The 1,228-nt window shown below is 44.6% G+C and carries 2 protein-coding genes; both read right to left on the bottom strand.

From position 1 onward, the window contains the following. On the bottom strand, positions 1-184 hold a 184-nt coding region (locus A3739_RS15050; RefSeq protein ID WP_231877091.1), incomplete at its 3' end, for a methionine biosynthesis protein MetW. Beyond that, the coding region (locus tag A3739_RS15045) for a homoserine O-acetyltransferase (protein WP_068501942.1) at positions 181-1,228 on the bottom strand (1,048 nt) is incomplete at its 5' end. The genes A3739_RS15050 and A3739_RS15045, both read right to left, overlap by 4 nt.

Raw genomic sequence — 1,228 nt, 5'->3', positions numbered from 1 at the left:
CAACAACATTTACTCCATTGACTATACATTCGGTAATACGGTCCTCATCGATTTCTAGACCGTAACCTTTTACACCTTTCTCAGATTGGAGATGCGCAAGCAGCAAACCATCGCCACAGCCCATATCCAAAACTGTTGAGGCTTGCGAAACCCAAGGGCTAATAATTTCTAAATCGCCTCTCATAAGCCCTGCTCCTTCGCAACACGCTGCATATAGGCCGAAAACGCGGCAGTATAACGTGGCGTAGGTATTAAAAAAGCATCATGCCCGTGCGGAGCATCTATCTCACAATAACTCACGGGTTTGTTAGCTTTAATCATGGCGTCTACTAAGACTTGAGAACGTTCAGGAGAGAAACGCCAATCACTGCTAAATGAGGCTACAAAATAACTGCATTGTGATACTTCTAAGGCTTTGACTAAATCACCGTCAAAGTCTTGGGCAGGATCAAAATAATCCAAGGCGCGTGTCATGAGCAGATAAGTATTTGCATCAAATGTTTTAGAAAAACGTTTACCTTGATAATTTAAATAGGACTCGACCTCAAATTCAACACCATAGTCAAAATTGAAATTTTCTGACTTCGTGACACGTCCGAATTTTTCGCCCATTGCCTCGTCAGACAAATAAGTAATATGCCCAATCATTCTAGCGAGCATTAACCCTTTGGCCGGCACGGTATCATGCAAGTAGTAACGACCATCATGGAAACTAGGGTCTGATGTGATTGCTTTACGTGCAATCTCATTAAAAGCAATGTTTTGTGCTGTCAGTTTTGGTGTCGAGGCAATAACTACAGCGTGCTTTACGCGCTTCGGATAATCCAAGGACCAACGCAATGCCTGCATGCCACCTAAACTACCTCCAACAACGGCAGCCCAGACATCTATACCGAGTACATCAGCGAGACGCGCTTGGCTTTCCACCCAGTCTCGAACAGTGACGATAGGAAAATCTGGCCCATAACGTTCACCCGTTTCTGGGCATAGAGTGGTTGGTCCAGTGCTGCCTTTACAACCACCGAGATTATTTAAGCAAACAACGAAGAAAACGTTTGTATCAATCGGCTTTCCTGGCCCGATGCAACTGTCCCACCAACCGGGTTTTGGATCATCTTCTTGGTGATATCCTGCAGCGTGATGGTCGCCAGAAAGAGCATGGCAAATCAGTACGGCATTTGAACGAGACTCGTTCAATTCACCGTATGTTTCATAGATCAAATCATAT

It is taken from the genome of Oleiphilus sp. HI0067 (genome assembly GCF_001635735.1).
Note: the sequence above shows the minus strand (reverse complement) of the source record. Positions and strands in the feature narration are given on the sequence as shown.